Source organism: Mycolicibacterium arcueilense, from assembly GCF_058536225.1.
Map to the genome: position 1 here is coordinate 2124444 of NZ_JBZTYL010000007.1, position 25708 is coordinate 2150151.

Here is a 25708-nt window from a genome sequence, read left to right on the forward strand (position 1 = left end):
GTGGCAGATCGGTGCGGGTACCGAAAGTGTTTGGCCTCTGTGTCAGCACACCGACCGTTCGGATGACCAATTCGACACTACGCCAACATAATCGGTGTTGAGCCGGTAGGTGACAGCTGCGGCCCCCGTTGTCGGTGACGGGGATCGCTGTTGTTCCCTCTGGATTGTTTGGCCGCAAACATCATCCGGGAACCCATCGGTCGAGTTCGTCGGCGGCATGCGTGAGTAGCGCTGCCAGTACACGAGCGTGGGCAGCGGTTAAACCACGATCACGCACACTGCAAACGAGGATGCTGGCAGGGTCGGCAACGACATCGAACCGACCGTCTAGATACTGGACAGCGCTGACGCGCAAGGTGGGTCCGTCGTTACCGATTCCTCGTTGCTGCCCGTACACGATGCGCGACGCCACCCCGTCGTTGCACTCCCATTCGGTGCTGCCCCATACGCCCTTAACGAACGCCCGAGGTGTGAGATCTGGTTCGGCCATTCATCTCTCCTTGATCTTTTGGACTCAGTGCGGGTTCGGACGGGCCAAAGAGAGCTTCCCGCTGTGCGGGCGGTGTGGTCGAAACTGGTCTGGCGCCAACGGGGGCTGGCCTTCGGCTTCGCAGCCGGGTTCGAGGAGCTCGGCGAAGATTGCCTGGCGGAACGGGTCCGCGGCGCCACCAGGGCTCAGCCCGGTGATGACTTCGTGCAGTTGCGTCAGTGCGCTGGCGACGATGCGGGGGCGCGTTAGTTCAGCAGTGATGACGTGTCGACGGTGCGACAGGATGATTTCCGTCACCGACACCGCGTTGGGGTACCACGCGGCGATTTCGGCAGGCCTCATCGGCGGGCCTTGTTCGGTTACCCCTAGTCGTGCCCATCGTGTCCTGATGTCGGGTGCGCGGATGACCACCGGCCATCTCGCCCACACCGATAGGCAGGCGACGGCGGAGATGAAGCAGGCGCGAACGGGTCCACGTCCCCATTTTTTGATCAAGCGGCGATGCTTGAGGTTGGCGGCAACGACGTCGGGACAGTGGTGAAGTGACAGTTGCTCTGCTGGTGTGCATTTGAGGGCGGGACTTCCGACCCAACGCCGATGGGTATGGCAGACGAGTTGTTCGTGACAGGCGAACACGGTGACGACCAACGTACGGTCGCCGGTGCACGCAGCCGCACAGTGTGTGCAGGCGGGCCGTCTGCCCGCACAGGCTGAGACCTGTCCGATGAGATGTGGCCACTTCTGGACGGTCCCCGTTGATCGCAGTTCTGGCAGTGCCGATGCCAGGTGCTTCTCGGGTAGCCCGGTCAGCTGCGCCAGGGTCGCACCGAAATGGGGTAGATGCGACAGTCGGGCAAGCCACTGGGGCTGTAGCAGGTTTCGATCGGTGAGTCGTTGCAGGTAGCTGGCCAGCGTCTCGTCGGTCATCGGTGCTATCTGGACAGGCAGCCCACTGCGACGCAGCAGCGGTAGGGCCGAATCATCATGCTCGAAGAGCTTGAACGAACTAGTCGACATCGTCGGCTTCCAGGTCCACATCGTCGACGGCTACCGAGTCGAGAAGCTTGAGCGTGATGGCCTCCATCCCGAGATCGATGGCGTCGGTGGCTGCGTCGATGATCAAGTCGGTCAGCGCCGCGATCGAGCCGTCTGTGCGGTGATACAGATAGTCGGCGTTGCTCTCCAGCAGGCCTTCCTCGTGTAGAGGCAGCGGCAGGATACGTTCGAGCGAGGCGACCAGCTCGATCCATTCCAGGTGGTCGGCCTCGTTGGACAGCTCATATTTGGCGAGGTTGACCGCCCGTGTGCGCTTGCGCCATTGCTCGCCGTTCTCACCGCTGAACAGCGGTGCTGTCTCCAGAGAGATGCCGGCGAAAAGCATCGTGGCGTCGAGATTCTCTGCGAACGTCTTGATGTTGTCTGCGACTTCCGCGCCGGCGGCGCGGTCGGTGTTCAGGCGCTGGACGTCGTCCAGGATGACGAACTTGGTGCCGAGGCCTTTGAGCAGTCGTGCGAGGTCCACGAGTCGCTCATCGGCGTTGCTACCCCGCAGCTCACGTACACCGACGAAGTCGGCGAGCCTGACCCAAAGTTTGTTGGTCGTCGTGGCGGTGGCGATCGTGGTGTAAACAACGGGAAGGTAGGACCGATCGTTTCCTTTACCGCTGGCTCGGCGAAGCTCAGCGTCCAGGCGCTTGCCGGCAGCCATCACATCGGTGGTTTTGCCGGTTCTCGGTTTGCCTGAGACCCTAATCCCAGGGCGCGCAACCCATTTCTCAACCCGTGACCTGCGCAGAAGTCGGCGGGAGTGCTTCAGGATTCGTTTCAGGTCTCGGGTGGGAAACACTCGTTCCTCGTTGAGGTAGTCGATGCGGCGCTCGTTGTAGATCTCACGGTCTGCGGGACTGAGGGCTTTGATTTCATCGATGCTTAAGCGGGGGCGATGTGAGTCGGGTGTCGGCTCATACATGCAGTACTCGCGCCACTCATCTCTAGTCGTCGGCGATGCCACCTGGTCACCACCCTTCCGACAAGCGCATGGGGCGCATCGGTTCTACACGGATGGGGGCAGGCGCTGTAGTGGTTTCCGCAGCCGCGTCAGCCTGCTCCGACTCGGGTCTGGCGTCCGGTTCCGGGGGACCGGCCCGTAGCTCTTGACGTGCCAAGTTGGCTCGGCCCGCAACAGTCTCGGTGCGGGTCAGGGGCCGGCGTCGAGGTTGTGGCGGCCCGCCCAGAAGTTGCCGGTGGATGTGCTCGGTGCGTTCGAGGACAAGTTTGTCACTGATGTTCTTGCCGACGTCGGCTTTGATGGCGTGAACAAGATCGATACCGAACGGGACGGTCGCGAATTTAGCCAGAACCCAACGGCATTCGATCCATCCGTTGTCTTTGACGATCTGGTGACCGTCCTCGTCGTAATCCAGCGATTCATCGCGCACCCAAATCTGAAGCAGGTTGTTGGGGTCGTAGCGCACTTCCCACCGTCCGTTCTGTTTCTTGTTGGGCGATTTACGGCGTCGCAGTCGATGAAACTCCGGTGAATCGTCGTTGTAGATAAGGTTTTCGAAGTTGATTCCGTAGGTATTGACCACCCTGAATGTGCAGGGATGTAGGCAGATCCACTCCTCGCGAGTCAGTATCCGTGCAGGAGTCGGTGCCGACTGAGACAGTGCGCGATATATGGCATTGGGGGACAGTTGCATTCGCGGCGCGAGTGTCGCCTGCGGGCCGACTCGACTGCGATATTGGTAGACCATGATGACCCATTGGTCCAAGAGTGCCTGCAGCAGCGGAAGGGGCCACACTGCGTCCTTTTCTGGCTGGCGGCCCCGGTGGTTCACCGAACGGCCCTTGTAGCCGGGGATCCATCTGACGAAGTCGTCGGAGATGGTTTTCAGCAGTCGCTCGATATGTGGTTTGGCCGTGGGTGTGTACGGGGGCGCCACGCGATAGTTGACACCGCGGGCTTCCGCAGCGCGAAGGAACGTGTCTGATACGAATATCTTGCCGCGGTCAACGACCAGGCCACGCACGTCGATGAGCGGCTTGTCCGCCAGCGCAGCATTGAGTTCCTCTTCGGAAGCGATCACGTCGGGCAGATAGCTGCGGGCTATGGCCATGTTTTCTTTCCAGCCGGGGACGTTTTGTTGCGGTATTGCGGAATTGGCCCAGATCTCCACGACATCGACGGTTTTGCAGGCGTTGACCCGCAGTATCGGACTCAGAATGGTTCCTGTGGCGACATCTATGCCGGCGGCGAGATCCACCGTGCCGGGTTTGCCGTCGGCTAGGAGCACCATGGCGTCGAGGGGAGTGGAATCGACCTGGACTTCCTCGCCGGGGAACAGGGCAACAATTTTGTTGAAGGCACGGTCGGGGCTGTTGGCGTGGCTGCGGCGGGCGGTGGCATCGCCAGTGATGTGCTCGCCCCGGTCGAGCTTTTCGAGCAGGTTGTACATGGAGGTCCTTTTCGGCATCGCGATGTTCTCGTCGGTGAGGCGGTGTTTGGCTATTTCGATCATCTGTTTCTTTGTCGGAGTGGACTTGTCGATGAATTGGGTGCGGACCGCGTCGAGAACAGCCTCGATCCGCTGGTCGATACCGGACAACCGCACGTGGCCGGGCATTCCGCGCAGATCCATGCAGCCCACGACGCCTCGGCGATTGAATCCGCTCCATTTGCGCCACATCGTCGCCATCGACACCGTGATGCCGAGGTCGCCTAAATGTCGGCGCATGTCGTCTAATCGCGAGGCAACGGGCGATGTCGGCTCGACTGGGGCGAGGATGCCCCGGTCTTGCAGGGAGATTCCGTACTTCACCTCGAACATGTGCGCGTACCAGAATTCGGCCTCTGCACGCTGTTGCGGTGAAGCCAGGTCAAGCAGGCGCTGATCGGCCACGCTGGGACCGCCAGAATCGGGTCCAACGAAGGTGTCGTCAGAGGTCACCATCGCGATCGGCAGGGTGAGTTCACTACCGTCGTCGAGGCATTTCAGTTGTAGCGCCACTGCATCCCGGTCCCGTATCTGCCATGTTTGGCAGCGGAATTCGATGAGGTCGCCGACCTGAATTTCGATCATGACCGCACCACCGCGTCCCAGGCGAGCAGACGGTTGAGGTCGGCGTGCAACTGCGCGTTCCACAGCATGTGGTAGACCGCGCAGACCACAAGCTCGTCAGACAGACCAGTGCAATCACGGACTATGTCGACCAGCTCAGCCAACTGCAAGCCTTCGCTTCCAGCCGCCCTCACTCGTGCCACGATCAGCGCGCGAGCGTTCTCGGGGGGAGCGAACCGAGGATGATGGTATCCCGACAGCACCCGCAGATTGCGCTCCACCGCCGTGGTGATCGACGTGAACTCCTCATATTCCCAGCCGATTTCAATACAACATTGCCGTGTGAGGTCATGCTGTTCGCGGTCTTTGTCGGTGATTCGCTCGGCAGGTTTGACGTCGACGATGAGGACCGAGCCGTCGCGCCGGCGCACGAAGAAGTCCGGTGCGTGGCGCACCGGTTTGGTGCCTCGCGGCCACAACAACCAGAACGGATTGGAGCTGACCGCGATCGCTTCGCCCCGAAAATCCAGCACCATTAGTGCAGTCATCTCGAATCGAGATTCGAAATGTACATACGAGGCTGACCGCGAAAACCAGTACAGACCTTGATGTGAGCGTCTGCCACGGTAGGCGGGGAAATAGCGAATCGGGGCAGACGTTTCGAAGCAGACATGGCCGATCTCGGCGACGATGCGAGACCGAACCCGCCGACCTGTCTCGGGATCGACGTACAAGATCTTCGTGTAAGGCGCATCGTTAACGGGCAGCGCGACCGGAGCTGTGGATCGTTGCGTCGTCATGGCCGCTGCCAGGTCAATCGGGGCTGAGCCGACGCACGCTGGGCAGGCGCCCACTCAGGCGCCGGCAAGGGGTTGACAACTTGATCTGGGCACGCTGAAATAGCCATGTGTCCTCCTATTGTGGGGAGAGATGCGAATGTGGTTTCAGACCACACTGGAGAAGCCGGGTTGCCCCCCGGCTTTTTCAGTATCTAGAGCTCAGTCATAAATTCGACTGTCAGATGCGTATCTGTATCGAGCACCTCCTGCGGCGGAATGTGCGAACGCCGTTCAACCCCATACACGGGCCGGCGCTACGTCCCGGCTCGGATGAAATATTTGGGGCAACCGCAAGTTCATCACACGTCAACGTGCTTCACAAGAGTTCCAGCAATCTCGACCACTCGAGTGAGGTCCGGAAGCCCGCGTGGTGCGAACTTCGAGTGCACATCCCCCCGTGGCGACTCGGGCGACACGAGGAACAAATCGATGTGGCACAGCACTAGACACGCAATAGGTCGAATCAATTTGGAAGATAAGGCAATACGTGAACACTAATGGAGCAGTGAGCCGAGAGCAGGCGGTCTATTGGCGTCTCGACGCGAGTGTGGATGTAATCAACCGCGCTGGACAAATAGGGCCCGTGCACGCGCAGGAGACCACACGGACAGCAAACAATAGATATAGGTACGACGTACACTATGGCGTTAACGTACCCAAACTAAACGACGACTGTCAATGCGTCGCGCCCCCGGAAGGCAGTGGAGCGCGCCTAGGTTGGTTGGTGTGGAAACGGAGGAAGGATCGAGTCGGTGACGCGAGATGTTCGTCAGACGATCGGCTTCGACGGCTCACGTCTCCTGGCGGCCAGAGAACACCTGGGTTTGACGCGCGCGGAGTTGGCACGGCGCCTGAACACCGGCTGGGATGTTGTCCTGCAGTGGGAGACCGGTCAGTGCCAACCCAGACCGCGAAAGGTCCCCGCGATCGCCGCAGCTGTGGGGGTAGCGGTCAGTGACCTCTACGGTTCGCCCGAGGGTACAGAGACGCTCGCGGAGCGGCGGGTGGCTGCGGGGCTCAACCAAACCGACGTTGCAAAGGTGTTGGGGGTCAACAGGGCGACTATCTCGCAGTGGGAGCGTGGTTCGCGGCCCGTGCCTGAAAAGTACCGCCAGGCCTACCACCGCGTACTCGGCCTGGTTGACGGCGACGATTCCAACCTGAGCACAACCACCAGAGGTGTCCCCGGACCCGTCACCGCAGTAGCGTCCGACGCCAACAAATCTATCCGGGGCGCGACAAAACCCAGCCGAGGTTCCGCCGCCTGCGTAGCCCACCTCATTGTCATCAGCGACCTCGTGTTCTCCGGCGGCAAATTTGTCGAACCTGGCGATCGCCCCAAGAATTGGCGCGTCTATTCACCGCAAGGAGTCGAGGTGAACAAGACTAGCGCCGATCTCGATCAGCTGATGGAGGAAGCAGCTCTTCGATTGGCCGATCGTGGCTACCGGCAGATGTGCATCCACAGTGAACAGCGCGTAATCATCGACAACGAGCCAATTCGCGCCGTTCGCGTTCAAACTAGCCCGCCCAACGATGCCAGGCTGCATCGCAGTCGAGTTTTCCTCTCGCACTTCACCCCTGAGTTCTATTTCGAAGGGGTCGGCGAGGACCCTGAGGAGAAAGCCGAGATCAGGAAGGAATTCGAACACATCTTTCCTGCATCGGTTATGGGGGAGTCACTATTCGTAGTAGCGGAACCGACCGACTCGTATGGGTGGCTGCAAGACCAGACGCTGCCGTACATCCCGTACACGATTGTCTCCCACCGGCCCGATACCAATCGGCCGTTTTTCGGTGCCATCCACTACGACCACACCGACGTGAGAACAAGCGTGGGCCTAGTGTCATTGAGCGATCTAGGCGTCACTCGCAACACCACGATCAGTGAGATCGCTGAACGGCTCGATCGCTACTCTAAGGGATGACACGCAACGTTTCCGAGCGGCTGCCGTGTAGAGGGCAAGTCCGCGATTATCCGGATTTACGGGAAAAGCTGTGACGGTACAAGTTTGAGAGCGTCTACTCGATCCGGGTCAGTTGAATGCAAGGCGGGCGTGCACCCCGACCCGCGCGCTCTCAGTCGTATACGGCCATTCGTGGAATTGCTCCGACAAACACGAGTGTGTAGGACGAGATCCCGAAAACCGTGAGAGTGCCCGACAGGGCCCGCTGCAGCCGATCTGACGCTGGAGCGCCTGTCGTGGGCATCGCGGACTCAAACACGTTTTACCCCGCATAGAAATCGTTCTCGGCGAACTCGGATTCCCCCAATCGGCGTGAAAGCGGCTTAGCGCAGCAAGTGTGGTTGTCGGTGTCTCACTGCGTGTGCCGCGCCGGCGCTGCGGCATGCTGCATTGGGAACGGTTGCGGATGTCTCAACGTGGGGAGTGGTTGCTTAGGGCAGCCAGCTTCTCACGGTATTCCGACTCGGTGATTTCCCCACGGGCGAGTCGGTCCGCCAGTACCTGGGGAGGCGTGGCCACCGACATCGCCGCCTGCTTGGGGTTGGTGACGAGTCGGACCAGTGCAACAATGCCTACGACCAGCAGGGCCCAAAACAGGACCATGCCGATCCCCATCGCGGCGTAACCCCACCAACCCATGTCGTGGTCGCACCAGATCATCATGATGGCCTCCTTCGTGGAGTGGATTGCAGATGTGACAGAGATGCTGTGCGGCGCGGCCATACGGCCGCGGCCAAGTGGCCTGTCCGGGGCCCTGATTGCTGATCGGGTGTGGTGCACAGCGATGGATTCGTTCCTACGGCTGGCCGGTCGGCCAGTCGCAGTTGCCGTCCACGGCCCAGAACTGACAGCCCGCGCACGGTGCGCGGTGTGGCGCTCGGCTGACGCCGTCACACCGTGTGCGGGAGGGGCTGATTTATGCGCGCACTAGCCGATCCACGGCAGATGCGGGGGGCCACCCCCGGGCCCGCCCTGATAGTTGGGGTTGGGCGGAGCAGGTGGCGGCACGTGGATCTGCGCGTGACCCGGCGAGGTGCATTCGTGGATTCCTGGAGATGGTTGCGAGCATTCTTGCGGGTCTGCCGTGGCGGCTGGCGCGTTGATCGCCGCTACGGTGCCGAGGACTGCCGCACTGGCAGCTAGCAGATAGCGGAGCTGAGTTTTCATCGGAGTTCTCCTTTCGATGCCGTTACATCTACGATCGCGCGCTCGACACGTCCTGACGAGTGCCAAAAGTCCCTAATCCGCGCTAATTGCTGATTTTAGTAGTACTGACCTACTACATACAGACGTATGCCGTGACGGGACGGTGTTCGAGAGTCGCAACCCTAGCGGGCGCGTGGCGGAAAGCCCCGCGTCGGGGAATTCGGCCTCAGCAGCCGGGGAATCCCGGGGTTGGCGGTTCTGGGTCATTCGGGGGCGCTGCCCTGGGGGGTCGGCGGCTGGAGTATGTTCGCAGTTCTTGGTCAGCGAAGTCGGTCGCCGTGGTGCACGAACACTCCGTGCCTGAAGTCGATGTCAGAACTTCGTTGAATCTCCAGGCGGCCATGGTCCCGGGATTAGTTGTGGCCCGAGCTGGGTTTCTCACCGACGCTATCCGGGTAAGCCCTGGCAATGACGTTTTCCTCGTAGGCGAAGGAAGACTCGCAATGAGCGCAGCGGCGACCATGCTCGAAACCCATCCGCACTACATCGCTGAGGGGCTCAGAGGAGTTCTGAGGCGTGCCAAAGGACTGCGCACAAGCCTGCACTCAATGCACCGACGCCTGCCTCGGGGAGCCATCAATCGTCGCGTTGACCCCCTGTATCACAAGGAATCTCGATTGTGCCGATATCTGTACGGCCGCCGCCCGGATCGGCGCCCGACAGACCGGATCAAGCTCTGAGCTCACCACAACTGTGCTCGCAGCATGCGCATCTGTATGTCAAGAGTGCGCCGAGGAATGCGAACGTTACTCGTCGCACCAACCACACTGTCGGGTATGCGCGGGCGAATGCCGGCGTTGCGCGCAGGCTTGCGACCGCCTGATTAACCAACTCAACTGAGCAGGTAGCCGAGATCCCAGACCGTCGCGGTATCCGATTATGCTTGACCACAGCCGAATGAGAATGGCGACGCGGTCGGCTGTGAAGCCACCTCTTGAGCCGGGGGGACACTTTGCCATCGGGGTCACCTCCTGGGGTCACGGCTGTGTCGGGAATGGGTGCAGCTGGCGGCTGTTGGTCTGTGGTCAAATCTGCCAGTCTTGCGCTCCGTCTGGTTGGTTGTAGGTGCCGACCGAGTTCTTGACCACGACGGGGTCGCCGCTGCCGAAGTTGTCGAAGAACCATTGTGCGTTGGAGGGGCTGAGATTGGGGCAGCCGTGACTAACGTTGCGTTTGCCTTGGTCGGCGACTGACCAGGGCGCACTGTGGACGAAGATGCCGCTGTTATCGATGCGTACGGCGTTTTGAACTTTGAGTTTGTACCCTTCGGGCGAGTTCACAGGTACCCCGTAGGTGGAGGAGTCCATGACGATGTCGGTGAACTTCTCCAGCACGTAATAGGTCCCGTTGGGCGTTTCGTAGCCACGCTTACCCAGGGAGACAGGGAACGTCTTCTCCAGTTTGCCGTTGCGACTGACCTGCATTTGGTGGGTCTTGTCGTCAATCGTGGCCACCAGCGCATCGCCGACACGGAAGCTGGATGTGGTGCCTGCTGCGTCGATGTTGACCACTGTCCCAGATGGCCAGAAATCTATTGGGCGCCAGCGGACTTGGGTGTCACTCATCCAGTAGAACTTTCCGGCTACCTGTGGGTTGGAGGAGATGTGAATAGCGTTCTCGGCCATCTGGCGGTTGGCGATCGGACGCTGGAAGGTGATGGAAATCGGTTTGGCGACACCGACCGTCGATCCATTGACCGGATTGAACGCCGGCGGAAGGAACGGGGCCTCGCCTGTGAAAGGAAGCGGGTTCTGTCCGGCGGGAGTGACGGAACCCATCGACGAAGTGAAAGGCGCTGGCGGCGGGTCTAGGACCGGAGGGCCGGCAAACGGGTCGGCTGGAGGTGGCTGTGCCGGATCCAGAATCGGGGCGGGCTCGACGGGCGGCGGCGCAGGCGGTCCCTCGGGGTCTGCCAGTGCGGTGGGGGCGCTCAGTACAGATGCGACAGTCCACACGACTGTCAGGATCACGGTGGTCCAAGAGCTCCTGATCTGGTGGTGCATAGCGCCTCCTCAATGTTGCGGTTTCGATGCGAGACCGCGCGGAGGACGCGGTGCGCGGCGTTGTTGCCATAGTCTACTGGCTACGTACGGAAGTAGTAGGTGTGGTGCTGGGCGACTAGGGATTGTCGCCGCGGGCGACGACGGGGCCGACGGTCGTTGGGGGCGAACCGCCCGGGTTGCGCATCGAACGCGTGGTGGCACAGCTGGCTGCAGAATTCGCATGTGTGGCCACGCCACTGGGTCGCGGCAAGGACCCATAGTGGTAGCGCCGGCTCGTCGTCTACGTCGACACAGATGACCTATGTAGCGCTCTGGCGAAGTCCGGCACTGCCCCAGGGATTCACGAAGATCGTAGTGTGCCAGCCCGCCTTCCCGGCGTCGAGATCGAGCTCGGCCCAGACCCTACTACGTACGTACTACGTAGTAGGGTAGCGTCCCTCCACGAAGATTCAGGTGGCGAGCATCGCGAGTATCGCGGTGGGCCGGGTTCGCCCCGGTTACGCAGCGCTCTTTACCGATTCTTTGTCAAAAGCCGAACCGCTGACAACAATCGGCGATCACGCTGGAGGAGAACGGGGACAGTGGCCGTGCGCCAACGCCGAGTGCAGATCGCGCGTGTGCGAGGTCCCGCAGCGACCGACGAAGGGCACAAAGTGCGGGTCGAACGATTGGCCGGGGTGGCAGTTGGTGTGATTGGCGTGATGCTTGTTTTGAGCGGCTGCACAACCGGCGGCAGCGGCCACGATATGTCGGCTATGTCAGCCTCGCCGCCGCTGCAAGCGACGTCCTCGGTCAGCGGGACACAGGCGAAGCAGCACAATGACGCCGACGTCACGTTCACTCAAGGCATGATCCCGCACCATCGTCAGGCGATCGCGATGGCCGACATGGTTTTGGGCAAGCAAGCTATCTATCCTCGCGTGATATCGCTGGCCCAAGCGATCAAGACCGCGCAGGGCCCTGAAATCGACCAGATGCAGGGTTGGCTGAACGGGTGGGGAATGCCGGCTTCGCCAGCAGAGACCGGGATGCCGAGCATGCCTGGCCACGACATGGGAGCCGCTGGCGAGGGCATGATGACCGAGCAGGATTTGGCTGCGTTGCGTGATGCCCAGGGCGTGGATGCCTCGAAGCTGTTTCTCACCCAGATGGTTGAACATCACAATGGGGCAATCGCCATGGCCCAGAATGAGATTGACGGCGGCCAGTTCACGCAGGCGGTCACGCTGGCACGCTCGATCATCGACACTCAGCGTGCAGAGGTCCGCACCATGCAGGAGATTGTCAACTCGCTCTAGTGCGGGATACACAGATGTGGCTCAGGTATTCAACGCTGCGCCCCCTCACCGTAGCTCCACGGTGAGGGGGAAAAGTTATGGGCGCATTCAGCCTGATGTGGATACCCCTCCACAGTGCGCTCGGCTGTCCCATCATGATTCCGGTAATCACAGAATGTGTTCGGCTGAACGTAACGTCGGCCAGACCCATCTCGCACAGAAATCTCGCGAACCGCGCCGGGGTGACCTGCCCGGTTTGCACAGTCTATTCCGCAGGAATTATTCCGCCGATCACACGAACATGGATTATAGGGGAATGGAATGAAGATGATGACACTGGTACGTGGATTTCGGAGCATATAGATATGGCAACCGTGTCAACAGCGCATGATCAATTCCAGGGCAGCACCGGGGTCGACGGATCGACCACCGATCTGCGTACGGATGATGTATCGCCGATCAAGATATTGCTGGTGGATGATGAGCCAGCGTTGACCAACTTGGTGAAGATGGCCTTGCACTACGAAGGGTGGCAGGTCGGTGTGGCTCACACTGGTCGCGAAGCGGTGGAGAAGTTCGCCGCGATGAGCCCCGATGCGCTCGTCCTCGACATCCAGCTTCCTGATGCGGACGGGCTGGAAATTCTCAGGCAGGTGCGCAACGGTGAGCAGTACACACCGACCCTGTTGCTCACGGCCCGTGATTCGGTGATCGATCGGGTCACTGGTCTCACGGCCGGTGCCGACGACTACATGTCCAAACCGTTCAGTCTCGAAGAGCTCGTTGCCAGGCTGCGGGGTCTGCTGCGGCGATCGAGTGTGCTTTCGACCGCCGACAATGAGGTGCTAAGGGTGGGCGGGCTCGTTTTGTACGGAGCATCGCGTGAAGTGATCCGCGATCACGACCCGGTGAGCCTGACCGGCACAGAGTTCGAGCTGTTGCGTTATCTCATGCGCAATCCGCGGCGGGTTTTGAGCCGCGCCGAGATTCTGGACCGGGTCTGGAACTATGGGTTTTCGGGTCGTACCAGCATTGTTGACCTCTACATCTCGTATCTACGCAAGAAGATCGATGCGGGACGTGCGCCGATGATTCACACGGCCCGTGGTGTCGGGTATATGTTGCGGCCGGCCGATGGCGCGTAGCCGTGTGCAATGGTGGCCGCCGAGATCGCTGCTGAGCCGACTAGCGATCGGCGTGTGCGCTGTCGTGACGGTGGTGTTGGTGGCTGTCGGGGCGGTATCGATTCTGACGCTTCGCAGCTACGTGACCAACATCAGTGACGCCCAGGTCGGGCGGGCATTGACCGCATTCGAGTACGCGCTACAAGACCATGCCGACGGCCCGGTGCTGGCCGATCAACTTACCCATTTCACTGGTCAGGGCATCGATAACGTCATCGCGGTGCTGCACGGTAACCAGATGGTCGAATCGGCGGTGTTTTACGAACGCGATGCGCGCCCGGCGCCGGCGGACGTGGTGGGTGTGATCGAGGACCATGTCTGGCGCAACGGGCCGGCCTTCACTATCGACTTGGGCAGTTTGGGTCCGTATCGAGTGCGCAGTCGAACGATCGAGGGAGGCGAGCGGCTGGTTTCGGCTGTATCGCTGGCTCCTGCCTATCGTGCTCTTAGAGAGAAGACGTTTTGGACTCTGACATTGGTCCTAACGGCGGTTGCGGTGACGTCGGTGGGCACGATCGCTGTGGTCCGGTCGTCGCTACGGCCGCTGCAGCGAGTCGCCACCACCGCCGCCCAAGTCGCCAGCCTGCCCTTGAGCGACGAAGACCACCGGATCACGATGCGTGTCCGCGCCACCGATACCGATCCCGCTACCGAGGTGGGGATCGTCGGTGACACCCTGAATCGTTTGCTCGACAATGTTGATAGTGCTCTGGCCGCACGCGCAGAATCTGATCGACGCACGCGCCGGCTCCTCAGCGACGCCAGCCACGAGCTACGGACACCGCTGGCGGCAATCCAGGGCTATGCGGAACTGACCCGGCAAGACAGCGCAAATCTGCCGACGGTTACCGAATACGCGCTGGCCCGCATCGAAGCCGAATCGCACCGCATGACGCGGCTGGTCAATGATCTGCTGCTCATCTCCCGACTCGACGAGGGACAAGACCTCGACTACGGCGAGCTGAATCTCTCCGAGCTACTGGTAGATGCGGTGAACGACGCCGCAGTAGTGGGCCCCGGGCACACGTGGCGGACCTCACTGCCACCGGCCCCGGTGTATCTCCATGGCGATGGCGCTCGCCTGCATCAACTCATCAGCAATCTGCTCACCAACGCCCGGGTTCACACGCCCGCCGGAACAACCGTCACGGCCACGCTCACGGTGACGGGCGCGGGTGCGAGTTGGGCGGAATTGACCGTCGCCAACGACGGCCCGGGTATCGACCCGCGGTTGCTACCCACCCTGTTCGATCGGTTTGTCAAGGCTCACAATTCGGGTGACACAGAATCAGGCACCGGGTTGGGTTTGGCGATCGTGGCGTCGATCACCGAAGCGCATCACGGCACCGTCCGTGTCGAATCCAGATTGGGACAGACCTCGTTTATCGTTCGCCTACCGACTCGTGACAACGACTCCATTGCGTGACTGCGCGACACCCGAGATTGGAACATTAAAGGTGCCAGCTGAAAACATGCTGAACGTTCGGTATGCGTATTTTTTTGGGTTCGATATGAGTTTCGAATAGGTCATGCGATTCGCATTTACGCTGAGTGGCAGACAAATCTTCTTTTTGAAAGGAAGGGTCGATGTCTTTCACACTACGCTCAGCATTAGCAGGCCTTGCGATCACAATGGCGGCGAGTGCGGCACCGATCGCGTTTGCGGCCTCCGCGGCAGCCGCGCCGACGGGATCCGCCGATGCCCAGGCGACGATCGGGATGCTGCAGGCCCAAGGATTCCACGTTCTGGTCAGCAAGGTCGGCGACGGGCCGCTAAACAAGTGCACCGTTAACGCGGTGCGGCCTGGGCGCAAAGCCTCACAGAACCTGCCGATCCGAACCGGAGTGCGCACGCAGCCCGTCGCCGCACCAACGGTGTATGTCGACCTGTTGTGCAAGCGCTGAGATCGACCGAATGCACCGTTAGGCCAAGTCATTTCGGGCGTCGCACCTTCTGTGCCCGCATCAAGCCGGTCCTGCTACTGCGTTGACAACATCGCTTGGCGCATCGGTTCCCACCCCACACCGCTGCACGTGCGGTTCGACATCAGAAAAGGGACTCCATGAACCATGTCCTGAGCGCCCCGCCCCTCCGCGCCGGGCACCCGCGGCTTCTCCGTCGCTGCGATCGCCCCGAAGCGATGGTCGGCGAGACGCCCGTCTTGCGGGTACCGGCGCGAGCGGCACACGGCAGTCACGGATACTGGGCCAAGCTCGAAGGTTTCAACCCTGGCGGAATGAAAGACCGCCCCGCTATGCACATGGTCGAGCGTGCGCGGGCACGCGGAGATCTGACTCCGGGCGCCCGCATCATCGAATCGACAAGCGGCACACTGGGTTTAGGTCTCGCATTGGCGGGGATGGTCTATGGGCATCCGGTCACGCTGGTCACCGATCCTGGAATGGAGCCGATTGTGCAGCGGATGCTGTCGGCGTATGGGGCCCAAGTCGATATCGTCACACAACCCGATGTCAGCGGTGGATGGCAGCAGGCCCGCAAACGACGCGCCGCGGACATCCTTGCAGCCGAACCCGGCAGTTGGCACCCCGATCAGTACAACAATCCGGACAACGTCGACGGGTATCAGACCTTGGCGCTGGAACTGCACGCTGAGCTGGGCCCCATCGACATTTTGGTGTGTTCGGTGGGTACCGGTGGGCACTCCGCCGGAGTGGCACGCATCCTGCGACAGTTCAACCCAGGCCTGCGGTTGATCGGCGTCGACAGCATCGGATCAACCATTTTCGGACAGCCGGCGGCGCATCGCCTGATGCGAGGGCTGGGATCGAGTATCTATCCCCGCAATGTCGCCTATGAGGCGTTTAGCGAAGTGCACTGGGTGGCGCCGGCCGAGGCGGTCTGGTCCTGCCGCGCCCTGGCCGCAGACCATTTCCTCAGCGGCGGGTGGAGTGTGGGCGCGGTGGCTTTGGTCGCCGACTGGGTAGCGCGAACGGTCGATGAGAATGCCACGATTGCTGCGGTGTTCCCTGACGGTCCGCAACGCTACTTCGACACCATCTACAACGACGCCTACTGTCGTCAGCACAATCTGCTCAACGGCCGGCCGCCGATGCAACCCGGGGTGGTCGACCAGCCCACCGAGCAGGTGGTGACGGCTTGGACACGCTGCGCCAATGTGGTCCCACCCCAACCTGTTTCGGGTTGACGGCGCATCGCTTGTTCTTGAGCTTTGTTCGCAGGGTGTACGCGACCGGGGCCGGGTTACCATGACCTCAGGTGGGTGTGCGCACTGATGTGGGCAGTGTGATGGTGAAGGTGGTTTGCCCTGTAGCGCTGGGGCTTTCAACTTCGATGTTCCCGCCGTGGGCCTCCACAATCGCCTTGGCGATGGATAGACCCAGTCCCGAGCCGCCGTGCTCGCGGGTACGAGCCGGGTCAGCGCGGTAGAGACGGTCGAAGACGTAGGGGAGATGCTCGGGAGAGATGCCTTGGCCGGTATCGGTGACCTGCAGCCGAATGTCTGCGGCCTGATTTTCAACGCTGACGGTAACGCGTCGGTGTGCCGGAGTGTGTCGCAACGCGTTGTCGAGCAGGTTGGTGAGCACCTGCGCGAGTCGCTGCGCGTCGCCGTGCACCGGCGGCAGTGCGGCGGGTAGCGCTGTCAGCAGCGATACCTGTTTGGCGCGATACCGATCGCTGGCGGCTGCGACAGTGGTCAGGATGACATCGCAGATGTCCACTTCGGCTGCCGACATCGAGGTCGAGCCTTCTTCTGCCTGGGCCAGCGCAGCAACATCCTCGGAGAACCGAACGAGTCTGCGAGTTTGTTCGCGCAGCAATGTCGTGGTGTCGGTGGTCAGGGAACGCACCCCGTCCTCGACAGCTTCGATGTAGGCGTCCAGTACCGATACCGGGGTGCGGATTTCGTGGGCGAGGTCGCTGAACAGCCGGCGCCGGTTCGCGTCGACGGCCTGCAACTGTGCGGCCATGCGGTTGAACGCGTGTGCCAGTGAGTCGAAGTCAGCGCCCAGGCGAGGTGGCGGCACCCGGGCGCCGTAATGGCCCTCGGCGACGGCGATGGCCGCCGCCGCGATATCCGCCACCGATCGTTGCAGCCGCCGGCTGACATACCAGGTCACCAGGATTGCCGTCGCGGCCGACACGACCACCGCGCCGCCGACCGACAGTACGGTCGCGTACTGGTAGGCCTGTTCGGCGTGTACTTGCTCGGCCGAGCCCGGCGGGACACCCGCACGATGTAGATGTTCCCGGAACAACGGCGGCCCGACGACCGCGGCGACCAACCAGGTCGTGATCGCTCCAGCAAGCAGGACCGTGGACTGCGCGATCAGTAACCGCATCCCAATCCCGGGTTGTCCCCACCGACGGCGTGTCATTGCCCGTCCCCGATCCGGTAGCCCACCCCGCGGACCGTGACGACGTAGCGCGATGCGGCGGGATCTTCGCCGAGCTTGCGTCGCACATGTCCGATGTGGACGTCGACAAGGTGATCATTGCCAACCCACGGGCCATCGCGAACCACCTCCAGCAGCTGGCGGCGATTCAACACCACCCCTGGCCTGGCGGCCAGGGCCGCCAGAATGTCGAATTCCATGCGAGTCAACGCGATCTGCTCCTCCTGCAGGAACGCCTGGCGAGCGGCCACGTCGATGCGCAACGCCCCGATCTGGAGGGGCGCTGGCCGCGCCTCGGCGCCGGCAGCGGCCGTGGGGCTGGTGCCGCGGGGGCGACGCAGCATGGCGCGGACACGGGCGACCAACTCACGAGGACTGAACGGCTTGGTGACATAGTCGTCGGCGCCGACAGTGAGCCCGAGGATGGTGTCCAGTTCGGTGTCGCGGGCGGTCAGGATGACCACGTAGGCATCGGAGAAGGTGCGGATTTGCCGGCACACTTCCAAGCCGTCCATCCCCGGCAATCCGAGATCAAGAATCACCACATCGGGGTTAACAGCGCGTGCCAGCTGCAGCGCGTCAGGTCCGGTGTGGGCGATGTGGGCGCTGAAGTGCTCACGAACGAGGTAGCTGGCCACAACCTGGGCCAGGGCGGTCTCGTCGTCGACGACAAGTGCCCGGTATTTTGAGCCGTCGATAGGTGGTCGTGACGCATCACTCATGGTGTTATGGTGCCGCCGCGGCGCACACCGCAAACGATTGGCGAGCTTCTTCAACGAATCTTCACACGACCCTTACCGATTCATTGGCGTACGGCGGTCATCGTGGAGCACGAAGGAGATCAACGTGACCGTGGGATCGACACTGGGCGGGTTCGCCGCGCACGCCGACTGGGATGGCTGGCTCCTGTTGACCGCTGCGCTGGCGGCGTGCTGGGTCGCAGCGATTGCGACGGCGGCATCATTGTTCAGTCCTCGGCCCCGTGACGGACACGAGGTTCGTTCAGCTGCGGGGACTGCGGCGATGTTGGCGACCCGCCCGCAGGTGCTGCACGGCGTCAGCCACCCGGTATCGGCAACTCGCGATCACCCGACGCAGGAGAACACAGGAAATGGTTGATACCGGCAGAGCGTCGCAGTTCAACCGCCGCGGTTTCCTTGCGGCCTCGGTAGCGTTGGGCGCTACTGCAATAGCGGGGTGCCAGCGCAACACCGGCACAACACCTTCGCCCTCCGCCTCGCCGTCGTCGGGAGCGATTGCCACCGCCGAAGCGCGTCGCCCACATAGCGGCCGTACCGTGTCGACCGCCTTGACCGCCGAACGCACCCGCGTGGACCTCGGTGGCCAAGTGGCAGACACGATCGCCTACAACGGCACGGTGCCCGGTCCGCTCGTGCGGGCGTCGGTGGGCGATGAACTCGCGGTCACTGTGCGCAATCGGCTCGGACATCCGACCTCTGTGCACTGGCATGGCATCGCGTTGCGCAACGATATGGACGGTGCGTCACCGGCGACTCCCGACATCGACGATGGCAGCGATTTCACCTACCGGTTCTCAGTCGCGCACCCAGGCACCTATTGGGCCCACCCGCACACCGGCCTAGACGCTGATACCGGCCTATACTTCCCGGTGATCGTCGATGATCCGAATGACCCCGGACGCTACGACGCGGAATGGGTCGTGATGCTCGATGACTGGACCGATGGCATCGGCTCTAGCCCCGCCCAAATCTACGACGGATTACGTGCAGGGTCGGGTCCGGGACACAATATGCCAGGTATGGGCGGCATGCCCGACATGTCGGGCAGTGCGGGCATGGGCCCGATGGGCGAGGGGGGCGGGAGTGCGCTGCTCGGTGGTGACGCCGGCGACATCACGTACCCGCTGTATGTCGCCAATGGGCGTAATGCGCAATCGCCAAGTAATTTTCGGGCTCGTCCCGGCGAGCGGGTACGGATCCGGCTGATCAATGCCGGCTCCGACACCGCGTTTCGGGTTGCCTTGGCCGAACATCGGATGACCGTGACTCATACCGACGGATTTCCGGTCGTTCCTACCGAGGTCGACGCGGTGTTGATCGGCATGGGGGAGCGTTACGACGTGGTGGTCACCGCCGGTGACGGGTCATTCCCGCTGGTTGCCGCCGCCGAGGGCAAGAATGCATCGACACGGGCAATGCTGGTGACCGGGCAGGGGACGGCCCCTGCAGCTGATTACGCTCCACCTCAACTGCAGGGCCGCGTCGGTACCGTCTCAATGTTTACAGCAACACCGGAAGCCACCTTCGCCGCGGCCCCCACCGACACCGAACTGCCGGCCGAACTGGGCGGGTCGATGTCGAACTACGACTGGACGATCAATGGTCTGCCGTTCGCCAAAACACGGCCCCTGAGCGTGCGCGAAGGCCAGCGCGTCGCTCTGACGTTCCGCAACTCCTCGATGATGTGGCATCCGATGCATTTGCATGGGCACACATTTCAGGTTGTGGGCGAGGATGGACGCCCGGGGGCGCGTAAGGACACTCTGATCGTGTTGCCAATGCAGCAGGTCAGGGTCACCTTCGTCGCCGACAATCCCGGCGTGTGGATGATGCACTGCCACAACACTTATCATCAGGAGGCCGGCATGATGACCAGTATGGACTATCAGGCTTAACCCACGGATCGGCAACTGCCCGAATGCTCTGCGCGATACTGCTCACCTGTCGAGACCGGTGCGCTGACAGGCCCGATTCGCGTCTGTGCCGCTGTTCTCCGAATGCGTTGGGAAGCAGCACCATAAGCGCATCGCACGAGAGTCGCGGCAGGAACCGAAGCATCATCTACTATCTAGCTTAGTAGATGGTGAGTGGGTGCAGTTCAGATGACGGGGCCTGTGCGGCTCCTCGGCGACGGGAGGCCGATGTGAGCATGGACCGCCGGATCGGCGTTCGAGTACTGGCTGCGGTGCTGGTACTGAACGCGGTGCTCGGTGCAGTTGTGGCCGTGGGCATCTCACGCTGTTGGGGATGTGACCGCTCGGACCGCCGCGACCAGCAAAGTGCCACTGGGCCGCTGCCGCCGGCTGAACTGGTGATCTCCCCGGGTCCGGCGGCCACCGATGTGGACCCACTGGCCCCGGTGACAGTGTCGGCGAGCTTTGCTTCGGTCTCGGAGGTGGTGATGACCAACGAACAGGGGACCCGCATCGTCGGCATCACCACGCCTGACGGTGCAGTGTGGAAGCCCGCAGTGCCGCTGGGTTACGGACGTACCTATACCATCGCCGCGACGGGCACAGCCCCTGACGGGTCCCGGCTGCAACGTATTTCCACGTTCTCGACGCTGATTCCCGGCAATCAAACCCGAGTCCGGCTGACGACGACGTCGGGCGCGGACATGCGCGACGGCGCGACCTACGGCATTGGCACCGTCGTGGTGGCGCGTTTTGATGAACCAATCCCCGACAAGGCTGCCGCCGAGCGGCGCCTGCTGGTGACGACCGCACCGGCAGTGACCGGATCCTGGTACTGGCTCGACGATCAGAATGCACACTGGCGCCCCGCGCAGTACTACGCCCCGGGAACCGCGGTCACGGTGCGGGCCAACATCTATGGGGCAGCCCTCGGCGGGGGCCTGTACGGGCAGGAAGACGCCGAGGCGAGTTTTGTCATCGGTGACGCGCACATCGCGATCGCCGACGATGTGACCAAACAAGTCAGCGTGTTCAGCAACGGCCAACTGGTCCGCACTATGCCGACCTCGATGGGCATGGGCGGCACCGAGACAGTCAACGGGCAGACCATCTCGTTTTGGACCCAGCGCGGCATCTACACAGTGATGGACAAGGCCAATCCGGTGGTGATGGATTCCTCGACCTACGGGCTGCCGATCAATTCCCGGTTGGGATACCGCGAAACGATCTCGTGGGCCACCCGTATCAGCACAGACGGGATATACCTACACCAGCTGGAGAGCACCGTCTGGGCGCAGGGCAACACCAATGTGTCGCACGGCTGTCTGAATCTCAACCCCGACAACGCGCGCTGGTTCTACGACTTCTCTCAACCCGGCGATGTTGTCGAGGTCCGCAACACTGGCGGTGAGCCGCTACAGGTGTGGCAAAACGGCGACTGGAGTGTGCCCTGGGATCAGTGGGTGCAAGGCAGCGCTTTGCGTTGACGTCGCGGACTGCCACATCCGCGGACCTCATCTGCGCCGACCCTGCAGGGCATCGACCTTTTTGCGAACCCGAACTCGGCACGGCTTATCTGTAGTTAATTCCATGTGACTCGCTATGGGTGTGTTTACCAGCGCATTTATCGTCAGCTACATGTACCCTATGAGGGTGTCTAGCAATAGATTTCCCGGCAACACACCGGTGCGGCGTGTTGCTTGGGCTCCATGCGCTACGCAGCCACCTTGGCCGCGACCGCGGAAGCTGAGTTCCTCAGGCACAAGAAGATCGGCGCCCATGGCACCGATATCGGGATCAGCCCATCTGACATCGTGGACATGACCCAGCTGTCGGTGCGCACCGACCGGGTGCTGCCCAACGGGGTGTGTCTGTTGCCGCCGCTGAAGTCATGCGACAAGGGCAACGCCTGCTTGTCGTGCGGGCATTTCGCCACCGATGCCACCCACATCGACGAGCTGAAAGACCAGCGCGCCAAGACCATCGCACTGATCGAGCTGCGCCGCCAGCAGTACCGTCGGCGCACCGGCCGCGAATTGACTGACGACAACGTGTGGATCGCGTAGCGGCTGCACGAATTACATTCCCTGCAAGCCATCCTGGACCGGCTGGCCGCCGACGACGCCGCCCACCAGGAGGGATCACGCGGGCGGGCACGGCCAACTGGATCCCGCTGCAACCCATCGCCACCCGCGGCGCGCACGATTCCGCACTGCGCAAGGCCGACCCCACCATTACCCATGACCGCCACCGAGGCGTCCCTCAACGCGCTTGAGGCCAGCGCCCGCAAACGCAGCGGCGACGTCGACGCACGCATCGAGCGGGCCCTCAAGAACATGCGCAAGCACAGAATCGACATCAATGTCAGCAGCCTGGCCCGCGAAGCGGGCGTGTCCCGCAGCGTCATCCACCGCCGCCCCGAACTGCACGAAAAGATCCGCAGTCTGCAACCGCTGACCGCCGTCGACGCGGGCGAGCCGCCACCACCAGCGGCCGACACCGAATACAGCATCATCACCGCGCTGCGGACCCGGCTCAAAACACGCGACGCTCAGATCGCCGAACTGAAAGGTCAACTGCGCGAACGCGACCACATCATCGCGACCCTGCACGGCCAACTGGCCCGAAGACCATAGTGCGGCGACCACACAACAGGTGACCTACGCGCCACCGTCGTTCTCTGTCATGGCTTTCGGGTGTGCAGGACCGTGACTGATGTGCGATGGCGGGTTGGATGACTCCGTTGCAGACAGTGTGGTCTGTACATGTGTAACCGACGTGATGGGGTTGCGAGCCAGAAACCCGGTGAGCGGGTTGTCGGTCACATCGTGTGAAGGGCGAGAACCCTCAAGACTACTTGTGCCAGTGCACGCCGAACCCGCACGGACACGGACTGCGCGCGTCGGCCGATGGCTCAAAGGTCGTCGTCGCCAATCACATGAGCGGCGCACTGGATGTCATCGACGCCCAGACCCACCAAATAGCGTTCTCGGTGCCTGTGGGCGGGGCCGGCTCAAGTCGCGGTGAGCGCCGATGGACGTTACGCCTACACCGGAACCACCTCGCCGGCGGCGGTGGTGAAGGTCGACCTCAACGCGCGCACAGTAGTTGGTCGCGTCGCGGTATCAGCCCCACCCGGTGCAGGTGTACCTCACGCCCGGGGACGCGACCGTAGCCTCGGCCGACCAAGGCACCCCCGATGCCGCAGGGCACGCGGTCTCAGTGATTGACATCGCCACGATGACCGTGCGCGCCAGCGTGACGACCGGGGCAGGGCCCCACGGTGTGGTGATCGACCAGTGCATTAGAGCACTTAGTCCCTTGCCCGCGCAGTGCCAGTGAACGGACACTGGATACATCCGACAACGGCGCCGATGCAGCCACAGCACCGACGCCACGTCGGAACTCTAGTCGGGAGAAACGTCATGAACTGGAAACGCGTAGCGGTCGCGACACTCATCGGCAGTGGTCTGGCCGCGGCGACCACCGGACTGGCTGCACCGGTGCTGGCGGCACCCAACAACGCCGATTCAGCACAAGACATCATCAACACACTGCGGGACGAAGGCTACAAAGTCATCATCGACAAGATGGGCCACGGATCATTGCAAGACTGCACAGCAGATAACGTTCGCACCGTCTCAGGGACCGGCCAGACGATCCTTGTTCTGCAGAACCCCAACAGGCTAGGCATCCCGAAGGTCAAGGGCGCCAGCACGATGACGGCCTACGTGCACGTCCATTGCTGACCGACGCGCACCCCAGATAGCTCACCCCAGATCATCGGAACGGCCGCGGCACGAAGTCGGTAGTCGCGCTCACCCACATGGCGAGAACTTTGCCGGCTATGGCCGCCGCGTCCGCGGTGTTGGGTACGCCCGCGTCGCACCGCGCTTGGTGTCAACGCTGAGGGCCGCCGAGCGCTGTTGTCGGTGACTGCTGACAGAACTCAGGGTCTTTAGTTACCGGAACCGGGCGTGGCTTTCGGCGCGTGGCTGGGGTCTTAAGACCCTGGTTTGCGACTGGGGCGGCGCAACATTTGAAGTAGCGCCGGGCCATACGGCGATGCTCTGCACAAGGAGGAACTTCGATGCTCACTCGATTCGATTACTTGTGTGCTGCCGTAAGCGGCTGCCGGTGTTCTAGGCGTTGCGGCGGTGATCAACTGAGGAGTGCACGAATGCACCTCGCCAGGGCACGCCGGGATCAACGTCGCGCCACCCCGCCGAACTACCCCAACTTCCAGGGCGGTCCTGGAGCTGGACCGCCGGAACGGCTGCTGCGGTTCCGCAGGACTGTCTGCAACCCTCCCCGGCCCTGCCCCTGGATTGGATAGCGGGACAACCCACCTGCACGCCAACACAATCCATCCCCGCGGGGTGAGTTCCCAGTCGGCGCCATAATCATCGGGAGGCGTACTTCGCGGCGCACTAGTCAACGTCTGCACACGTGGGACTGTGTAAACCGCTTGGCCACCTGGCGTTTTTGCGCATTTACCGCTGCCCGGAGCTCTCCAGCGATGCACCGAAGTATCGTCTGTCGCCACCTACGGACCTGGACTTGTAGGCGGGGAGAAAAGGGTTCATGGCGCGGTAGCTGATACCGTGCTGATCCCGTCATCGGTTGGGTGGGATATGCACGCGGCTGATGGCTTGGCGCGGCCGACGCAGGATAGAAAGTGCCGACATGCCGATTCCATAGGTGGACAGCGCGCGGTGTGGCCGGATCGCGAGGAAACACATCTCACCTGTTTGAGAGACGATGCGCTGCTCAGCGTGCAGGATGCGGCGGTGAAACCACGTTGATTGGAAGGCTGCCAACGCTGCGGTGTCGTGAGAACCCACGATTGTTGCGGTGGCTTGGAATTGCACCGCGGCAGGCGGGAAGAGCGGGATGGTCCGGCGAGGTACCGGGATGACGAACGCCACCTCCGGGTGACTTCGAATATTTGTGGTCTTGGCGGTGGTTGTCCTCGTCGTCACGTACAGCATCAGGGGCTGCGACGGCGCTGACACGGCGTAGACCACGGCCGTCGCATTCGGGAGGCCCGCAAGACTCAAGGTCGAGAGGGTGCCGAAGGTGTGACTGCGGATGACGTGCTCGACCTTCCCGAAAGCGCTATCCTGCCGCGTCATTGCTGCCTTGCCCATCCCCAGGGCTACTGAGCCGAATTCGGCTACGGATGATGGGGATTCGGCGCGCCCGGTGGGACAGACACCGGCGACTGCTGTCCGGGCCCCATCATGCCGCCGGGGCTCATGGTGCAGCCGGGTCCTTGTTGCCCTTGGCTGTGGCGGTAGCCCTGGTCCCAGTACCGGTTGGTGGTGTAGCTGGCGGTGTAGAAACCGGAGAAGAACACCACCGCGATGATGAAGACAACGCCGGCCACGATGCCTACCCACACGGCCACTTGGCCGACGCGGTTGGGCTGTCGCGGTGGCGCGGTGCTTGACGGTTCGGTGTCGATGCGTGACTCAGATGACTCGGTCATGATCGTTCTCCCTCGCACCGCGGCCCGTTCGGCAACTGTTTGTGCCGGACGATACTGCCAGTATCGGCTGCGAAATGGCGTGTGACTAGGGTCTTTCGTCCCCAATCGCACGGACGGACGCCACGCCATCGGGCGAGGA

Annotated in this window: 24 protein-coding genes and 1 pseudogene; 13 read left to right on the top strand and 12 right to left on the bottom strand. The window is 62.2% G+C overall.

All coding sequences use genetic code 11. The annotated features are described in order from the left end of the window. Positions 1-181: 181 nt before the first annotated feature. From AC4LGL_RS14405 to AC4LGL_RS14425, 5 genes are all read right to left on the bottom strand, one after another. Positions 182-490 carry a hypothetical protein gene (locus AC4LGL_RS14405; RefSeq protein WP_131810138.1) on the bottom strand — a complete coding sequence of 103 codons (309 nt, stop codon included), beginning with the start codon at positions 488-490 and terminating at the stop codon, positions 182-184. A 24-nt stretch (positions 491-514) separates the two neighbouring features. Then, positions 515-832: a hypothetical protein gene (locus tag AC4LGL_RS14410; protein WP_219996713.1), complete on the bottom strand. Its 318-nt coding sequence runs from the start codon at positions 830-832 to the stop codon at positions 515-517. A 664-nt stretch (positions 833-1496) separates the two neighbouring features. Continuing rightward, positions 1497-2459, bottom strand: a complete 963-nt coding sequence (locus tag AC4LGL_RS14415) for a TniB family NTP-binding protein (RefSeq protein ID WP_074405140.1) — start codon at positions 2457-2459, stop codon at positions 1497-1499. Between the two features lie 46 nt (positions 2460-2505). Beyond that, positions 2506-4572 carry a Mu transposase C-terminal domain-containing protein gene (locus AC4LGL_RS14420; protein ID WP_064866931.1) on the bottom strand — a complete coding sequence of 689 codons (2067 nt, stop codon included), beginning with the start codon at positions 4570-4572 and terminating at the stop codon, positions 2506-2508. Next, positions 4569-5351, bottom strand: coding sequence for a TnsA-like heteromeric transposase endonuclease subunit (locus AC4LGL_RS14425; protein ID WP_081278885.1), 783 nt, complete (start codon positions 5349-5351; stop codon positions 4569-4571). Before AC4LGL_RS14425 ends, AC4LGL_RS14420 begins: the two co-directional genes overlap by 4 nt. 791 nt (positions 5352-6142) lie before the next feature. Here AC4LGL_RS14425 and AC4LGL_RS14430 point away from each other — a divergent pair. Continuing rightward, positions 6143-7318, top strand: a complete 1176-nt coding sequence (locus AC4LGL_RS14430; protein ID WP_064866933.1) for a helix-turn-helix domain-containing protein — start codon at positions 6143-6145, stop codon at positions 7316-7318. 450 nt (positions 7319-7768) lie between these two features. Here the strand turns inward: AC4LGL_RS14430 and AC4LGL_RS14435 are convergent, their stop codons facing one another. Both AC4LGL_RS14435 and AC4LGL_RS14440 read right to left on the bottom strand, forming a co-directional pair. After that, positions 7769-8020 (bottom strand): SHOCT domain-containing protein, encoded by a 252-nt coding sequence (locus AC4LGL_RS14435; RefSeq protein WP_064865959.1) that lies wholly within the window; start codon positions 8018-8020, stop codon positions 7769-7771. Positions 8021-8284: 264 nt separating this feature from the next. Then, complete coding sequence (locus AC4LGL_RS14440) at positions 8285-8524, bottom strand: hypothetical protein (RefSeq protein ID WP_131810043.1); 240 nt, start codon at positions 8522-8524, stop codon at positions 8285-8287. A 555-nt stretch (positions 8525-9079) separates the two neighbouring features. Here AC4LGL_RS14440 and AC4LGL_RS14445 point away from each other — a divergent pair. Further along, complete coding sequence (locus AC4LGL_RS14445; RefSeq protein WP_374102551.1) at positions 9080-9403, top strand: four-helix bundle copper-binding protein; 324 nt, start codon at positions 9080-9082, stop codon at positions 9401-9403. 185 nt (positions 9404-9588) lie between these two features. Here AC4LGL_RS14445 and AC4LGL_RS14450 read toward each other — a convergent pair whose 3' ends face one another. Continuing rightward, a complete protein-coding gene (locus AC4LGL_RS14450) occupies positions 9589-10566 on the bottom strand; it encodes a L,D-transpeptidase (RefSeq protein ID WP_081278845.1) in 978 nt (325 codons plus the stop codon). Positions 10567-11267: 701 nt separating this feature from the next. On the opposite strand from AC4LGL_RS14450, the gene AC4LGL_RS14455 reads away from it, so the two are divergent. From AC4LGL_RS14455 to AC4LGL_RS14475, 5 genes are all read left to right on the top strand, one after another. Beyond that, entirely contained in the window at positions 11268-11864 is a 597-nt protein-coding gene (locus AC4LGL_RS14455; protein ID WP_065147909.1) for a DUF305 domain-containing protein, read from the top strand. A gap of 344 nt (positions 11865-12208) precedes the next feature. Next, positions 12209-12988: a response regulator transcription factor gene (locus AC4LGL_RS14460; RefSeq protein WP_081288932.1), complete on the top strand. Its 780-nt coding sequence runs from the start codon at positions 12209-12211 to the stop codon at positions 12986-12988. Then, on the top strand, positions 12978-14453 hold the full coding sequence (locus AC4LGL_RS14465; protein WP_064864863.1) for a sensor histidine kinase: 1476 nt from the start codon (positions 12978-12980) through the stop codon (positions 14451-14453). Before AC4LGL_RS14460 ends, AC4LGL_RS14465 begins: the two co-directional genes overlap by 11 nt. 161 nt (positions 14454-14614) lie before the next feature. Next, positions 14615-14932 (top strand): hypothetical protein, encoded by a 318-nt coding sequence (locus AC4LGL_RS14470; protein ID WP_064864864.1) that lies wholly within the window; start codon positions 14615-14617, stop codon positions 14930-14932. Between the two features lie 158 nt (positions 14933-15090). Beyond that, the gene (locus AC4LGL_RS14475) at positions 15091-16194 is read left to right on the top strand and encodes a PLP-dependent cysteine synthase family protein (RefSeq protein WP_064864867.1); all 1104 of its coding nucleotides are present in this window, start codon (positions 15091-15093) and stop codon (positions 16192-16194) included. 67 nt (positions 16195-16261) lie between these two features. Here AC4LGL_RS14475 and AC4LGL_RS14480 read toward each other — a convergent pair whose 3' ends face one another. Both AC4LGL_RS14480 and AC4LGL_RS14485 read right to left on the bottom strand, forming a co-directional pair. After that, entirely contained in the window at positions 16262-17350 is a 1089-nt protein-coding gene (locus AC4LGL_RS14480; protein WP_225503059.1) for a sensor histidine kinase, read from the bottom strand. A 32-nt stretch (positions 17351-17382) separates the two neighbouring features. Continuing rightward, positions 17383-18126, bottom strand: coding sequence for a response regulator (locus AC4LGL_RS14485; RefSeq protein ID WP_064864871.1), 744 nt, complete (start codon positions 18124-18126; stop codon positions 17383-17385). 124 nt (positions 18127-18250) lie between these two features. Here AC4LGL_RS14485 and AC4LGL_RS14490 point away from each other — a divergent pair, with 124 nt between their 5' ends. From AC4LGL_RS14490 to AC4LGL_RS14515, 6 genes and pseudogenes are all read left to right on the top strand, one after another. Next, a complete protein-coding gene (locus AC4LGL_RS14490) occupies positions 18251-18523 on the top strand; it encodes a hypothetical protein (protein WP_131809954.1) in 273 nt (90 codons plus the stop codon). Further along, positions 18516-20060, top strand: a complete 1545-nt coding sequence (locus AC4LGL_RS14495) for a multicopper oxidase family protein (RefSeq protein ID WP_064864876.1) — start codon at positions 18516-18518, stop codon at positions 20058-20060. Before AC4LGL_RS14490 ends, AC4LGL_RS14495 begins: the two co-directional genes overlap by 8 nt. 254 nt (positions 20061-20314) lie before the next feature. After that, entirely contained in the window at positions 20315-21565 is a 1251-nt protein-coding gene (locus AC4LGL_RS14500) for a L,D-transpeptidase (protein ID WP_064864879.1), read from the top strand. Positions 21566-21790: 225 nt separating this feature from the next. Then, a pseudogene (locus tag AC4LGL_RS14505) lies at positions 21791-22353 on the top strand (tyrosine-type recombinase/integrase); the annotation flags it as partial. After that, positions 22319-22714 carry a hypothetical protein gene (locus AC4LGL_RS14510; protein WP_064864885.1) on the top strand — a complete coding sequence of 132 codons (396 nt, stop codon included), beginning with the start codon at positions 22319-22321 and terminating at the stop codon, positions 22712-22714. The pseudogene AC4LGL_RS14505 and the gene AC4LGL_RS14510, both read left to right, overlap by 35 nt. A 789-nt stretch (positions 22715-23503) precedes the next feature. Continuing rightward, the gene (locus AC4LGL_RS14515; protein ID WP_064864886.1) at positions 23504-23827 is read left to right on the top strand and encodes a hypothetical protein; all 324 of its coding nucleotides are present in this window, start codon (positions 23504-23506) and stop codon (positions 23825-23827) included. An 867-nt stretch (positions 23828-24694) separates the two neighbouring features. Here the strand turns inward: AC4LGL_RS14515 and AC4LGL_RS14520 are convergent. Together AC4LGL_RS14520 and AC4LGL_RS14525 are read right to left on the bottom strand one after the other, a co-directional pair. After that, complete coding sequence (locus AC4LGL_RS14520; RefSeq protein WP_225503060.1) at positions 24695-25228, bottom strand: pyridoxamine 5'-phosphate oxidase family protein; 534 nt, start codon at positions 25226-25228, stop codon at positions 24695-24697. 26 nt (positions 25229-25254) lie between these two features. Continuing rightward, positions 25255-25569: a hypothetical protein gene (locus AC4LGL_RS14525; protein ID WP_061262346.1), complete on the bottom strand. Its 315-nt coding sequence runs from the start codon at positions 25567-25569 to the stop codon at positions 25255-25257. Between the last annotated feature and the right edge of the window lie 139 nt (positions 25570-25708).

Bases quoted from the DNA above. Each gene is read 5' to 3' on its own strand.
- AC4LGL_RS14405 (WP_131810138.1), bottom strand. From the start codon at position 490: ATGGCCGAACCAGATCTCACACCTCGGGCGTTCGTTAAGGGCGTATGG.
- AC4LGL_RS14410 (WP_219996713.1), bottom strand. From the start codon at position 832: ATGAGGCCTGCCGAAATCGCCGCGTGGTACCCCAACGCGGTGTCGGTG.
- AC4LGL_RS14415 (WP_074405140.1), bottom strand. From the start codon at position 2,459: ATGTATGAGCCGACACCCGACTCACATCGCCCCCGCTTAAGCATCGAT.
- AC4LGL_RS14420 (WP_064866931.1), bottom strand. From the start codon at position 4,572: ATGATCGAAATTCAGGTCGGCGACCTCATCGAATTCCGCTGCCAAACA.
- AC4LGL_RS14425 (WP_081278885.1), bottom strand. From the start codon at position 5,351: ATGACGACGCAACGATCCACAGCTCCGGTCGCGCTGCCCGTTAACGAT.
- AC4LGL_RS14435 (WP_064865959.1), bottom strand. From the start codon at position 8,020: ATGATGATCTGGTGCGACCACGACATGGGTTGGTGGGGTTACGCCGCG.
- AC4LGL_RS14440 (WP_131810043.1), bottom strand. From the start codon at position 8,524: ATGAAAACTCAGCTCCGCTATCTGCTAGCTGCCAGTGCGGCAGTCCTC.
- AC4LGL_RS14450 (WP_081278845.1), bottom strand. From the start codon at position 10,566: ATGCACCACCAGATCAGGAGCTCTTGGACCACCGTGATCCTGACAGTC.
- AC4LGL_RS14455 (WP_065147909.1), top strand. From the start codon at position 11,268: ATGCTTGTTTTGAGCGGCTGCACAACCGGCGGCAGCGGCCACGATATG.
- AC4LGL_RS14460 (WP_081288932.1), top strand. From the start codon at position 12,209: ATGGCAACCGTGTCAACAGCGCATGATCAATTCCAGGGCAGCACCGGG.
- AC4LGL_RS14465 (WP_064864863.1), top strand. From the start codon at position 12,978: ATGGCGCGTAGCCGTGTGCAATGGTGGCCGCCGAGATCGCTGCTGAGC.
- AC4LGL_RS14470 (WP_064864864.1), top strand. From the start codon at position 14,615: ATGTCTTTCACACTACGCTCAGCATTAGCAGGCCTTGCGATCACAATG.
- AC4LGL_RS14475 (WP_064864867.1), top strand. From the start codon at position 15,091: ATGAACCATGTCCTGAGCGCCCCGCCCCTCCGCGCCGGGCACCCGCGG.
- AC4LGL_RS14480 (WP_225503059.1), bottom strand. From the start codon at position 17,350: ATGCGGTTACTGATCGCGCAGTCCACGGTCCTGCTTGCTGGAGCGATC.
- AC4LGL_RS14485 (WP_064864871.1), bottom strand. From the start codon at position 18,126: ATGAGTGATGCGTCACGACCACCTATCGACGGCTCAAAATACCGGGCA.
- AC4LGL_RS14495 (WP_064864876.1), top strand. From the start codon at position 18,516: ATGGTTGATACCGGCAGAGCGTCGCAGTTCAACCGCCGCGGTTTCCTT.
- AC4LGL_RS14500 (WP_064864879.1), top strand. From the start codon at position 20,315: ATGGACCGCCGGATCGGCGTTCGAGTACTGGCTGCGGTGCTGGTACTG.
- AC4LGL_RS14510 (WP_064864885.1), top strand. From the start codon at position 22,319: ATGACCGCCACCGAGGCGTCCCTCAACGCGCTTGAGGCCAGCGCCCGC.
- AC4LGL_RS14515 (WP_064864886.1), top strand. From the start codon at position 23,504: ATGAACTGGAAACGCGTAGCGGTCGCGACACTCATCGGCAGTGGTCTG.
- AC4LGL_RS14520 (WP_225503060.1), bottom strand. From the start codon at position 25,228: ATGGGCAAGGCAGCAATGACGCGGCAGGATAGCGCTTTCGGGAAGGTC.
- AC4LGL_RS14525 (WP_061262346.1), bottom strand. From the start codon at position 25,569: ATGACCGAGTCATCTGAGTCACGCATCGACACCGAACCGTCAAGCACC.